This is a genomic window from Streptomyces sp. NPDC031670, from assembly GCF_055580545.1.
Window position 1 is genome coordinate 135,298 of the sequence record NZ_JBVILC010000011.1, and the last position, 12,594, is coordinate 147,891.

Genomic DNA, 12,594 nt, shown 5'->3' on the forward strand with positions numbered 1-12,594 from the left:
AACATCTGCGCCTGTCACGGCGTACCGTGATAGGCGCACACGATTCGGCTGGCTCGTCGCCAAGGGACCGCGCGGGCTCAGCAGCAGAAAACACCTCTGAGGAGACAGTGCTGTGACCGGGATCAAGACGACCGGCGAGAAGAAGCTGATGCTCTTCTCCGGCCGCGCCCACCCCGAGCTGGCCGAGGAGGTCGCGCACCAGCTGGGTGTCGGCCTCGTGCCGACGAAGGCCTTCGACTTCGCCAACGGTGAGATCTACGTCCGCTTCCAGGAGTCGGCGCGTGGCGCGGACTGCTTCCTGATCCAGAGCCACACGGCTCCGATCAACAAGTGGATCATGGAGCAGCTGATCATGATCGACGCGCTGAAGCGCGCGTCGGCCCGCTCCATCACCGTGATCGTGCCGTCCTACGGGTACGCCCGCCAGGACAAGAAGCACAAGGGCCGCGAGCCGATCTCCGCGCGGCTGATCGCGGACCTCCTGAAGACGGCGGGTGCCGACCGGATCCTCACGGTCGATCTGCACACCGACCAGATCCAGGGCTTCTTCGACGGTCCGGTCGACCATCTCACCGCGCTGCCGGTCCTCGCGGACTACGTGGGCGCCAAGGTGGACCGTTCCAAGCTGACGATCGTCTCGCCGGACGCCGGCCGGGTGCGCGTCGCCGACCGCTGGTGCGACCGTCTGGACGCGCCGCTGGCGATCGTGCACAAGCGCCGCGACAAGGACGTCGCCAACCAGGTGACCGTCCACGAGGTCGTGGGTGACGTCGAGGGCCGCGTCTGCGTCCTGGTCGACGACATGATCGACACCGGTGGCACGATCTGCGCCGCCGCGGACGCCCTGTTCGCGCACGGCGCGGAGGACGTCATCGTGACGGCCACGCACGGCATCCTGTCGGGACCGGCCGCCGACCGTCTGAAGAACTCCAAGGTCAGCGAGTTCGTCTTCACGAACACGCTGCCCGACCCGGCCGACCTGGAGCTGGACAAGGTCACCGTCCTCTCCATCGCCCCGTCGATCGCCCGCGCGGTCCGCGAGGTCTTCGAGGACGGTTCGGTCACCAGCCTCTTCGAGGAGCAGTAGGCACCGAAGCCACAGGTCACCGGGGTCACAGAAGATCCTTTTGGGTGCGGCCTCCCGGCCGGGTAGACTCATCGAGTTGCTCGGCGAGGGAGGCCGTACCTGTTTTCCGGTACGGCGGTCCGTTATCGACGCGCTCTTCGTAGCAGGCCAGTCGTGGCCGGGTAACCGCCACCTTTTTCCACCTGCTTATACGAGGAGTGCACATGTCCGAGATCAAGCTCGCCGCCGAGGTCCGTTCCGAGTTCGGCAAGGGCGCCGCCCGCAGCATCCGTCGCGCCAACAAGGTTCCCGCGGTCGTCTACGGCCACGGCACCGAGCCGGTCCACGTCACCCTGCCGGGCCACGAGCTGCTGCTCGCCCTGCGTACCCCCAACGTCCTGCTCTCCCTGGACATCGACGGCAAGAACGAGCTGGCGATCCCGAAGGCCGTCCAGCGTGACGCCATCAAGGGCTACCTGGTCCACGTCGACCTGCTGCTCGTCCGCCGCGGCGAGAAGGTCACGGTCGAGGTCGCGGTCGAGACCGAGGGCGACCTGGCCCCGGGCAGCTTCCTCGTCGAGAACGTGCTGAACACGCTCTCCGTCGAGACCGAGGCGACCCACATCCCGACCTCCGTCACCGTCTCCATCGAGGGCCTGGAGGCCGGCGCCTCCATCCTCGCCAAGGACGTCCCGCTGCCCAAGGGCACCACGCTGGCCACCGACCCCGAGGCCGTCGTCGTGCAGATCCTGTCGGCGCAGGCCGAGGAGCCGGCCGCGGAGTCGGCCGAGGGCGAGTCCGCCGAGGCCTGAGCCGTACGCTCTGCCTGACGGGGTGGCGGGCCACTGCGGCCCGCCACCCCGTTTTTCCTGTCGGCACGGATGAGAGACGCAGCGCAGATGACCACGGATGCGAACGCGCCCTGGCTGGTCGTGGGCCTGGGCAACCCAGGTCCCGAGTACGCGGGGAACCGGCACAACGTCGGCTTCATGGTGGCCGACCTGCTCGCCTCCCGTATCGGCGGCAAGTTCAAGGCGCACAAGGCGCGCGCCCAGGTCGTCGAGGGCCGGATCGGCCCGGCCGGCCCCCTCAACCGCCGGGTGGTCCTGGCCAAGCCGCTGTCGTACATGAACCTCTCCGGCGGTCCCGTCACCCAGCTGCGCGACTTCTACAAGGTGCCGGTCGGGAACATCGTCGCCGTCCACGACGAGCTGGACATCGACTACGGGGTGCTGCGGCTGAAGTTCGGCGGCGGCGACAATGGCCACAACGGTCTGAAGTCGATGACCAAGTCCTTCGGCCCGGACTACCACCGGGTGCGCTTCGGCATCGGCCGTCCGCCGGGCCGGATGCAGGTCGCGGACTTCGTCCTGAAGGACTTCTCCTCGACCGAGCGCAAGGAGCTCGACTACTTCGTGGACCGCGCGGCCGACGCCGTCGAGGCGCTGGTCATCGAGGGTCTTGAGCGGGCGCAGTCGACGTACAACTCCTGACCCGCGCAAGGGCGAAGCCCCGGCTGCCGTCGGGCCGCCGGGGCTTCGCCGTGTTCGCGTGGCCGGGTCAGCCGGTGTTGCGCAGGCCCGCCGCCACACCGTTGACGGTGAGCAGCAGCGCCCGCGCGAGCAGCGGGTCGGGGCTCTCGCCGCGCTCGGCCTCGGCGCGCTGGCGCGCCAGCAGGGACACCTGGAGGTAGGAGATCGGGTCCAGGTAGGCGTCGCGGATGGCGAAGGTCTGCTGGAGCACGGGGTGCGAGCCGAGCAGTTCGTCGCCGCCGGTGATCCGCAGGACCTCGCTGACGGTGAGGGCGTGCTCGGCCTCGATGTCGGCGAAGACGTGCTTGAGCTCGTCGGGCACCAGGGTGTCCACGTAGTGGCGGGCGATCCGCAGATCGGTCTTGGCGAGCGTCATCTCCACGTTGGAGATGAAGTTCCGGAAGAAGTGCCACTGCTCGTGCATCTCGTCCAGGACGGTGTCCAGACCGGCTTCGCGCAGTGCCCGGAGACCCGAGCCCACACCGAACCAGCCGGGGACGATCTGCCGTGACTGGGTCCAGCCGAACACCCACGGGATCGCCCGCAGCCCGTCCAGGCCCGCGCCGGAGTCCGGGCGGCGCGAGGGGCGCGAGCCCAGGTGGAGCTCGGCGAGCTGGTCGACGGGGGTGGAGGCGAAGAAGTACGCGGGCAGGTCGGGGTCCTCGACCAGCTTGCGGTAGGCCGCGTGGGCGGCGTCGGAGACGGTGTCCATCGCCGCGTCCCAGCGGGCCAGCGCCTCGTCGGACTGGCGCGGGGCGGTGTGCAGCGCGGAGGCCTGGAGGGTGGCCGCGACCGTCAGCTCCAGGTTCTCGCGGGCGAGCGAGGGGATGAGGTACTTGTCGGAGATGACCTCGCCCTGCTCGGTCACCTTGATCTCGCCCTCCAGGGTGCCCCAGGGCTGCGCGAGGATCGCGTCGTGCGAGGGGCCGCCGCCGCGGCCGACGGTGCCGCCGCGGCCGTGGAAGAGCCGCAGCCGTACGCCGTAGCGGTGGGCCACGTCGCGCAGTCGGCGCTGGGCGCGGTGGATCTCCCACTGCGAGGTGGTGATGCCGCCGAACTTGGAGGAGTCGGAGTAGCCGAGCATGACCTCCTGGACGTCGCCGCGGAGCGAGACGAGCCGCCGGTAGGAGGGGTCGGCCAGCATCTCGTCGAGGATGACGTCGGCGGCGCGCAGCTCGTCGGTGGTCTCCAGGAGCGGCACGATGCCGATCTTCGCCCAGCCGGCGTGCAGATCGACGAGTCCGGCCTCGCGGGCGAGGACGGCGGCGGCGAAGACGTCGTCGGCGCCCTGGCACATCGAGATGATGTACGACTCGATGACCTCGGGGCCGAACCGCTCGAAGGCCTCCTTGATCGTGCCGAAGACGCCGAGGGTCTTCTGCCCGGCCTCGTCCAGCGGCGCGGGCGTGGGGGCCAGCGGGCGCCGGGAGCGGAGCTCCTTGGCGAGCAGCTTCTGGCGGTACTCGCGCGGCATGTCCGCGTACCGCCAGGACTCCTCGCCGAGGCGGTCGAAGAGCTGGCCGAGCGCGTGGTGGTGGGCGTCGGCGTGCTCGCGGACGTCCATGGTGGCGAGCTGGAGGCCGAAGGCGGCGAGGGTGCGGATGGTGCGGTCCATCCGGCCGTCCGCGAAGAGCTCGCCGCGGTGGGCCCGCAGGGACGTCTGGATGAGGGTGAGGTCCGCCAGGAGCTCGGAGGTGCCCAGGTAGTCGCGGCCGGGCCGGTGCGGGGTGCCCTTGGCGAGCCGCTCCTTGGTGTTGACGAGCTTCTGGCGTACGCAGGTCGCCTTGAGCCGGTAGGGCTCCTCGGCGTTGAGCCGCTTGTAGCGGGGGCTGATCTCGGGGAGCGTCTCCAGGTCGGCCTGGAGGGAGGCGAGGAGCTCGTCGGTGGCGCCCGCGTACCGGATCGAGTTGGAGAGCAGTCCGCGCAGGTAGTCGATCACTTCGAGCGCGTCGTTGATGCCGTGCTCGTGCTGGAGGATCAGCACGTCCCAGGTGACCTGGGGGGTCACGTTGGGGTTGCCGTCGCGGTCGCCGCCGATCCAGGTGCCGAAGGTGAGCGGGCGGGTGCCGGCGGGCAGCTCCACACCGACCCGGCCGAGCTCGGCCGCCAGGTCCTCCAGGACGTCGCCGACCGCGCCGGCGTGCAGCTCGTCCAGGTAGTAGATGGCGTTGCGGGCCTCGTCGGCGGGCTCGGGGCGCACCACGCGCAGCTCGTCGGTCTGCCAGATGAGGTCGATGTTCTCGGCGAGCCGGAGGTCGACGCGGCGCCGGTCGGCCTCGGTGACCGGGGTCTCCAGGAGGGCGGCGATACGGCGCAGCTTGTTGAGGACGGAGCGGCGGGCCGCCTCGGTGGGGTGCGCGGTGAAGACCGGGCGCACGTTCAGGTTCCGGACGGTCTCGCGCAGGTGCTCGGGGTCGGCATCCTTGAGCATGTCGGCGGTGCGGGCGAGCAGCCCGCCCTCGGCGGCCCGGTGGGCGCGCAGCTCACGGCCCCGGTGCACCTGCTCGGTGACGTTGGCGAGGTGGAAGTAGGTGGAGAAGGCGCGGACGAGCTTGGCGGCGGTCTCCACCTCGGTGCCGCCGAGCAGCTCGGCGGCGGCCTCGCCGTCCGTACGGGTGAGGGCGCGCACGCGCTCGACGAGCTCCAGGAGCTCGGGTCCTTCCTGGCGGACGAGCGCCTCGCCGAGGAGATCACCCAGTCGGCGGATGTCGGCGCGAAGCTCGGGGCTGGCGGCGTGGGTCTGGTCGGCACTGCTCACAGGTGCGGCTCCTTGCAGTGTTTGAGCACGTCTGGAGGGGTACTGGAGGCTTGCGGACCGCGCTGTCCGACGAGACCCAGGATAGGTGTCCATACGTGCGACGCGGTCCACGGCCCTCTTGTGCCCTCTTGTACGGCGGCGGGGCACTGCCATACTTACGTCGCCGTAGGTTACGGATCCGTAGCCAGGGCCTCTCGTCTCTTCACTCACCCCACGGGGGGATCCCCATATGACCACAAGCCCCGACCTCATCGATCCGGCCACCGAGCCGCCGGGTTCCTCCGCGACGCGCGGAGGCGAGAGCAAACGGTCCGTCGAACAGATCGCGCTGCTGCTCTTCATCGTCGTGCCGTTCGTGGCGCTGCTCGCCGCGGTGCCGCTGGCCTGGGGCTGGGGCGTCAGCTGGCTCGACCTCGGCCTGATGGTGTTCATGTACTACCTGGGCTGCCACGGTGTCACGATCGGCTTCCACCGGTACTTCACGCACGGCTCCTTCAAGGCCAAGCGCCCGCTGCGGATCGCCCTCGCGGTGGCCGGTTCCATGGCGGTCGAGGGGCCGCTGGTGCGCTGGGTGGCCGACCACCGCAAGCACCACAAGTTCTCCGACGCGGAGGGCGACCCGCACTCTCCGTGGCGGTTCGGCGAGACGCTGCCCGCGCTGATGAAGGGCCTGTGGTGGGCCCACATCGCGTGGATGTTCAACGAGGAGCAGACCTCGCAGGAGAAGTACGCGCCGGATCTGCTCAAGGACCCGGCGATCCGCCGGATCTCGCGCGACTTCGTCTACTGGACGATCCTCTCCCTGGCCATTCCGCCGATCGTGGGCGGTCTGGTGACGATGTCGTGGTGGGGCGCGTTCACCGCCTTCTTCTGGGGCTCGCTGGTGCGGGTCGCGCTGCTGCACCATGTGACCTGGTCGATCAACTCCATCTGCCACGCGGTGGGCAAGCGCCCGTTCAAGTCCCGTGACCGCTCCGGGAACGTGTGGTGGCTGGCGGTCCTGTCGTGCGGCGAGTCCTGGCACAACCTGCACCATGCCGACCCGACCTCGGCCCGGCACGGTGTGATGCGCGGCCAGATCGACTCCAGCGCGCGGATCATCCGCTGGTGCGAGCAGCTGGGCTGGGCGTACGACGTGCGCTGGCCCACCGAGGACCGGCTCGACGCCAAGCGCAGCGAGCCCGGCGCCCCGTCCCGGCGGATGGAGAAGGCCCACGAGGAGAGCGCCCGTAAGGACAAGGCCGCAGAGGCGGCATGATGGAGGACGTGGCGACCGACTCCAGCACCACCCGCACGACCAGCAGTAAAGGCTCGGCGGGCACCGAACGACCCCGGCGGACCCGTCGTACCCGGATGACGGGTGCCGAGCGCCGGGAGCAGTTGCTGGACATCGGCCGCACGCTCTTCGCCGAGAAGGGCTTCGAGGGCACCTCCGTGGAGGAGATCGCGGCGAAGGCCGGCGTCTCCAAGCCGGTGGTGTACGAGCACTTCGGCGGCAAGGAGGGGCTGTACGCGGTGGTGGTCGACCGCGAGATGCGCTCGCTCCTGGAGGGGGTGACGGGCGCGCTGACGGCGGGACATCCGCGCGAGCTCCTGGAGCAGGCCGCGTTCGCGCTGCTCGACTACATCGAGAAGTACACGGACGGGTTCCGCATCCTGGTGCGGGACTCGCCCGTGGCGCAGTCGACGGGCACCTTCGCCTCGCTGATCTCCGACATCGCGACCCAGGTCGAGGACATTCTCGGCCTGGAGTTCAAGGCCCGCGGCTTCGACCCGAAGCTGGCCCCGCTGTACGCGCAGGCGCTGGTCGGGATGGTCGCGCTGACCGGGCAGTGGTGGCTGGACGAGCGCAAGCCGAAGAAGGCCGAGGTCGCCGCGCACCTGGTGAACCTGGCCTGGCACGGCCTGGACGGGCTGGAGCAGAAACCGCGGCTGATAGGGCACCGCAGGAGCTGAGCGGAGGCCGGGCGCAAGCCCGGCGGTGGTGGCGGATCGTAAAGATCTCGAATGGGTCGCGAGTTCTCTCGTGGCCCATTTTCCACTTCAACCACATGCGTATCGGCTGTAGGCTTCACGCACATTCCCGGGGGGGATTTGGGCATTCTCTCGTGAGCGGCCATGCGCGCCTCGACGTCTCGTCGACGCGCCGCGTAGGGGCCCCGCGAGGGCTGTTCCCGCGTGCTCCGCTTTTCGCGTGATCCGCGATGAATTCCTCCCGGTTCCACCCGCATATTCCCTGGGGGGAATTTTGTCTTCTGTGCGCATCTCGCGCCCCGGCCGCCTCGCGGCCTGCACCGCCCTGGCGCTCTCGGCCGGCATGCTCCTTTCCGGCACCGCCTCGGCCGACGAGGCGCCGAGGGCGCCGCACACGGCCGTGAAGCCGGCCGTGCCCCGCCTCGCCGCGCAGCCGTCGCTGACGCTGCCGCAGCACTCCAAGCGGTCCGGCGCCGCCGCGGCCACCCCGCTCAAGCCCCGGCTGGACGTCGACAAGGACGGCTCGGGCGACATCCTCTACCGCGCGATCAACGGCAAGACCTACCTGGAGACGCGCAAGCAGGGCCTGGAGTTCGCCAACTACTTCGGCGCGTACAAGGACCTGATCGCCCCCGGCGACCTTGACGGCGACGGCTCCCCCGAGCTGCTGACCGTCTCCCCCACGGGGACCCTGTCGCTGTACGCGGGCGCGGGCACCGGCGGCACGTCGTACGCCACCTGGACCGGCCAGGGCTGGAACGCCTACAACAAGCTCTTCGCCCCCGGTGATGTCAACGGCGACGGCAAGTACGACCTGATGGCCCGCACGCCGTCGGGCGACCTGTACCTGTACCTGGGCAACGGCAGCGCCACCGGCGACCCGTTCGCCTCCAAGGTCCGGGTCGGCGGTGGCTGGCAGGCCTACGACCAGCTGGTCGGCGCCAACGACATGAACGGTGACGGCCTCGGGGACGTCGTGGCGCGCACGCCCGGCGGCGACCTGTACTTCTACGCGGGCACCGGCGACGCCGCCGACCCGCTGAGGACGCGCGTCCGCGTCGGCGGCGGCTGGGACGCGTACAACCAGATCGTGCCCCTGGACGACACCAACAGCGACGGCCTCGCCGACATCGCCGCGCGCACCCCCGGCGGCACGTTCAACCTCTACCTCGCCGACGGCAAGGGCAACTTCACGGACCGGATCCCGGGCGGCGACGGCTGGTACGCCTCGTCCGTGTTCGCCTCGCAGGGCGGCAACACCACCTACGGCAAGAGCGACCTGATGGGCCGGGACGCCAAGGGGACGCTGTACTACTACTACGCCCGCAACAACGGCACGCTGAGCGCCCGTCAGAAGGTGAGCGACGACGGCGGCTGGCTCGGTTCGCACATGGGCTACGCGTCCTCCCTGGACGCCGACAACGACCCCGAGCTGTTCGAGGTCTACCAGAACAACCTGTACGCCGACAGCAACTACATCAGCGGCGGCTGGGGCGGCTACAACCTGGTCGTGGGCCCCGGCGACCTCAACAACGACGGCAAGGGCGACCTGCTCAGCCGTGACGGCTCGGGCACCCTGTGGCTCCAGCGCGGCAACGGCGAGGGGACCGGGTTCGCCTCCCGCCTCAAGATCGGCGGCGGCTGGAACGGGTACGACCGGATCGTCGGCGCTGGCGACCTCACCGGGGACGGCCTGACCGACATCGTCGCGCGCACCGGCGACGGCAAGCTGTACCTCTACGCGGGCACCGGGTCCTCCTCGGCCCCGTTCCGGTCGCGCGTCTACGTCGGCCCCGGCTGGCAGCAGTTCCGCACCATCGCGGCCCCCGGCGACCTCAACGGCGACGGCCGGGCGGACCTGATCGCCACCAACTCCCGCGGTGAGGCGTTCCGTTACGACTCCAACGGCTACGGCGGCTTCAAGTCCCGGGTGAAGCTGGGCGACGGCTGGAACACCTACAACGACCTGTACTAGGAGTCGCGCGCCGGTTCCCCGCGTCCCCGAGGGGGCGCGGGGAACCGGCGTTTGCGGGCCGCTACGACGGCTCGGGGAGCCGCGCGGCGGCGGGCGTCAGCGGTCCTTCCTGCGGGCCACCGCGAAGATGCGGCGGAAGGGGAAGACCGTGCCGTGCGGACCCGGCGGGTAGGCGCGGCGCAGCAGGTCACGGTATTCGGCGAGGAAGGCCTCGGTGGCCTCCTCGTCGTCGGCGAGGGCGGTCAGGGCCGGGCGCAGGGCGGTGCCCTTGACCCAGTCCAGGACCGGGTCCTCGCCGGGCAGCAGCTGGGAGTACGTCGTCTCCCACACGTCCGCCTCGCAGCCCAGGTCGGTCAGGCGCAGCAGGTACTCGGCGGGGCTGAGGATGTGGACGTAGCGGCGGCCGTGCTCGCCCAGCCGCCCGCGCCAGCGCGGCGACTCGCAGAGCTCGCCGAGCAGGGCGTGGCTGGGCGAGGTGAAGTTGCCGGGGACCTGGAGGGCGAGGGTGCCGCCGGGGGTGAGGCCCTCGATCCAGCGGGCGAAGGACTCCGGGTGGTTGGGGACCCACTGGAGGGCCGCGTTGGAGACGATCAGGTCGTACGGCTCCTCGGGGGTCCAGTGGGCGAGGTCGGCCGGGCGGAAGTCCAGCCAGCCGCCGCCCGGGGTGGTGCCCGCGTGGTCCTTGTCGGCCTGGGCGAGCATCTCGGGCGAGAGGTCGAAGCCGGTGACGCGGGCGTCCGGCCAGCGGTCGGTGAGCAGTGCGGTGACGTTGCCCGGGCCGCAGCCGAGGTCCGCGATCCGCACGGGCGGGCGGGTTCCGGGGCCCGGGTGCAGGCCCGGGGTGCGCTGGGCGCCCACGCGCGGGGTGCCGGGCCCGCCGGCGACGGCCGTGTCGGCGGCGGCCGTGCCGGCGGAGCCCGGCAGCGCCGGAATCCTGGTGAGCAGGTCGAGGAAAGGTCGGGTGCGGTGGCTGGAATGGTGCAGGTACTGCTGCGGATCCCAGATGGGAGCGGGCAGCGAGGCGGAGATCCGGGAAAGCGCACCGGTGGAATTGCCTGGTTGCGCCTCTACGGACTCCGGAACGAAATCGGAGTGCATGTTCGAGCCCCCTTGCAGGTACGGCTGGCCGAAACGGAACAGGGTCCCGGGCCCTCCATTCCCCATGGTGGCGCGTTATATATCTTGACGTCAAGAGACTTCATGTCGACAGACCCTCTACACTGATCGACATGGAGGACGAGGTCGACCGACTGGTCTCAGCATGGCGCCGCGAGCGCCCGGACCTCGACGTGGAGCCCCTGGAGGTGCTCAGCCGCGTCAGCAGGCTGGCGCGCCACCTCGACCGGGCGCGCAGACTCGCCTTCTCCGAGCACCAGCTGGAGCCCTGGGAGTTCGACGTCCTGACGTCGCTGCGGCGCGCGGGCGCTCCCTACCAGCTCTCTCCCGGGCAGCTGCTGACCCAGACACTGGTCACCTCGGGCACCATGACCAACAGGATCGACCGGCTCGCCAAGAAGGGCCTGGTCGAGCGGCTCCCGGACCCCAGCGACCGGCGCGGGGTGCTGGTGCGCCTGACCCCCGAGGGCCGCGACCGCGCCGACCAGGCGCTGGCCGGACTACTGGAGCAGGAGCGGGCGATCCTGGCCCAGCTGTCGCGCACCCAGCGGGGGGAACTCGCGGCGCTGCTACGCCAGTTGACCGCCCCGTTCGACAACATCCCCGGCTAGGTCGGCGGGGCCGACCCCGGCCCGGCGCGCCAGGGCGACGGCGGCGAGCGTGGAGTGCACCCCGAGCTTGCCCAGCACGTTCTGCATATGCGTACGGACCGTGTGCGGGGAGAGGAAGAGGCGCTCGGCGACGGCCTTGCGGCCCAGCCCCGCGACCATGCACCGCAGCACCTCGCGCTCGCGCGGGGTCAGCGACTCCACCAGGCGCTCGCTCTCGGTGCGGTGCTTGCGGGCGGCCGTGAGCTCGCGCAGGACGCCGGTGAGCAGCGCGGGCGGCAGATGTGTCTCGTCCCGCAGCACTCCTCTGATCACCGCGAGCAGTCGCTGCAGCGAGCAGTCCTTGGCCACCCAGCCGGACGCCCCCGCCTGGAGGGCGAGCGCGGCGCGGCGCGGGTCGTCCTTCTCGGCGAGCACCACCGTACGCACGGCGGGCTGGCCCGAGCGGACCCCGGCGACCAGCGAGATGCCGTCGACCAGGCCGTCGGCGCCCCCGCCGTCGGGCACGGCCCGGGCGACCGGCGCCCCGGCGAGCGCGCCGAGGTCGGCGTCGACGAGCATCACGTCGAAGCGGCGGCCCTCGGAGGCCCCCCGCTCCAGACAGCGCAGCGCGGCCGGACCGCTGCCGGCCGCCGCGACGTCGACGTCGGGCTCGGCCGCCAGCGCGGCGGCCAGCGACTCCGCGAAGATTCGGTGGTCATCCACCACCAGAACCCGGATACGAACCACAGACACCCCCATGCGTCGGGGAACGGACCGGTCGGCACGGCGCCCGGATGGGAAATAAGAGCGCAGCCGCACGACCGCCGCCGTGGACCGACCGATACCCCACCCCGGGCGTCGTACCCGACTGCCTCGCCCCCTGATCAACACCGGCCCCCACCGGTGCTGTGCTTCAGAGTAGGGCCGTGGGCCGGGAGCGGAAGGCAATTTGCAGAACTGATTGACCGGGTTGTTTAGGGTGTGGCCCATGTTTCGTTTTGAGACGGAAGTGGACAAGGCGCGACGCATTCTGCTGGGCCGGCGGCTCAAGGACACCAATACGGAACGCTCTTCGGCGCTGCGCGCCCTGCGCGGCACCCCGGGCGAGAAGGAACGCCCGCTGCACGTCTGGGCACTGGACGGCCGCGGCGGTCTGGCGGGCGGCCTCACCGGGCGCGTCTGGGCGAGCTGGCTCCTGGTGGACCTGCTGTGGGTGGACCCCGTCCACCGGGGCACGGGCCTCGGGGCCGAACTGCTCACCCGAGCCGAGGAGTCGGCCCGCACCGACCACTCCTGCGCCCACGCGCGCGTGGAGACGTGGGACTTCCAGGCGCCGGGGTTCTACCGCAGGCGGGGGTACGAGGTGGTCGGCGAGGTGCCCGACTATCCGCCGGGCGTCACCGAGTACATCCTCACCAAACGACTGTGACCCGGGCCGCGCCCGCCGACGTGGGCCCGTGCCCGGAGGGCACCGACGAACACAGTCAGGCGCCGGGGTTCTACCGCAGGCGGGGGTACGAGGTGGTCGGCGAGGTGCCCGACTATCCGCCGGGCGTCACCGAGTACATCCTCACCAAACGACT

General features: G+C 70.8%; 11 protein-coding genes. 8 read left to right on the forward strand and 3 right to left on the reverse strand.

Features of this window, described 5'->3' with window-relative positions; translation table 11 throughout:
* Positions 1–112 precede the first annotated feature (112 nt).
* The 3 genes from ACZ5ID_RS21605 to pth all read left to right on the forward strand — a co-directional run bounded on the left by ACZ5ID_RS21605 (position 113) and on the right by pth (position 2,559).
* Positions 113–1,087, forward strand: coding sequence for a ribose-phosphate diphosphokinase (locus tag ACZ5ID_RS21605; protein ID WP_358836491.1), 975 nt, complete (start codon positions 113–115; stop codon positions 1,085–1,087).
* 203 nt (positions 1,088–1,290) lie between these two features.
* Positions 1,291–1,878 (forward strand): 50S ribosomal protein L25/general stress protein Ctc, encoded by a 588-nt coding sequence (locus ACZ5ID_RS21610; protein ID WP_358836490.1) that lies wholly within the window; start codon positions 1,291–1,293, stop codon positions 1,876–1,878.
* Between the two features lie 87 nt (positions 1,879–1,965).
* A complete protein-coding gene (pth, locus tag ACZ5ID_RS21615; protein WP_468900277.1) occupies positions 1,966–2,559 on the forward strand; it encodes an aminoacyl-tRNA hydrolase in 594 nt (197 codons plus the stop codon).
* A gap of 67 nt (positions 2,560–2,626) precedes the next feature.
* Here the strand turns inward: pth and ppc are convergent, their stop codons facing one another.
* Complete coding sequence (gene ppc / locus ACZ5ID_RS21620) at positions 2,627–5,356, reverse strand: phosphoenolpyruvate carboxylase (RefSeq protein ID WP_468900280.1); 2,730 nt, start codon at positions 5,354–5,356, stop codon at positions 2,627–2,629.
* A gap of 229 nt (positions 5,357–5,585) precedes the next feature.
* Here ppc and ACZ5ID_RS21625 point away from each other — a divergent pair, with 229 nt between their 5' ends.
* From ACZ5ID_RS21625 to ACZ5ID_RS21635, 3 genes are all read left to right on the forward strand, one after another.
* Complete coding sequence (locus tag ACZ5ID_RS21625; RefSeq protein ID WP_468900283.1) at positions 5,586–6,614, forward strand: acyl-CoA desaturase; 1,029 nt, start codon at positions 5,586–5,588, stop codon at positions 6,612–6,614.
* Entirely contained in the window at positions 6,614–7,312 is a 699-nt protein-coding gene (locus ACZ5ID_RS21630; RefSeq protein ID WP_468900561.1) for a TetR family transcriptional regulator, read from the forward strand. Before ACZ5ID_RS21625 ends, ACZ5ID_RS21630 begins: the two co-directional genes overlap by 1 nt.
* A gap of 301 nt (positions 7,313–7,613) precedes the next feature.
* Positions 7,614–9,305, forward strand: a complete 1,692-nt coding sequence (locus ACZ5ID_RS21635) for an FG-GAP repeat domain-containing protein (RefSeq protein ID WP_468900286.1) — start codon at positions 7,614–7,616, stop codon at positions 9,303–9,305.
* Between the two features lie 96 nt (positions 9,306–9,401).
* Here ACZ5ID_RS21635 and ACZ5ID_RS21640 read toward each other — a convergent pair whose 3' ends face one another.
* Entirely contained in the window at positions 9,402–10,403 is a 1,002-nt protein-coding gene (locus ACZ5ID_RS21640; protein WP_468900289.1) for a methyltransferase domain-containing protein, read from the reverse strand.
* A gap of 131 nt (positions 10,404–10,534) precedes the next feature.
* On the opposite strand from ACZ5ID_RS21640, the gene ACZ5ID_RS21645 reads away from it, so the two are divergent.
* Positions 10,535–11,032 carry a MarR family winged helix-turn-helix transcriptional regulator gene (locus ACZ5ID_RS21645; protein ID WP_067159986.1) on the forward strand — a complete coding sequence of 166 codons (498 nt, stop codon included), beginning with the start codon at positions 10,535–10,537 and terminating at the stop codon, positions 11,030–11,032.
* Here ACZ5ID_RS21645 and ACZ5ID_RS21650 read toward each other — a convergent pair.
* Positions 10,991–11,770 (reverse strand): response regulator transcription factor, encoded by a 780-nt coding sequence (locus ACZ5ID_RS21650; RefSeq protein WP_358835920.1) that lies wholly within the window; start codon positions 11,768–11,770, stop codon positions 10,991–10,993. The genes ACZ5ID_RS21645 and ACZ5ID_RS21650 overlap by 42 nt on opposite strands.
* A 229-nt stretch (positions 11,771–11,999) precedes the next feature.
* Between ACZ5ID_RS21650 and ACZ5ID_RS21655 the strand changes: the two genes are divergently transcribed.
* Entirely contained in the window at positions 12,000–12,440 is a 441-nt protein-coding gene (locus ACZ5ID_RS21655) for a GNAT family N-acetyltransferase (protein WP_468900294.1), read from the forward strand.
* The last annotated feature ends 154 nt before the right edge of the window (positions 12,441–12,594 follow it).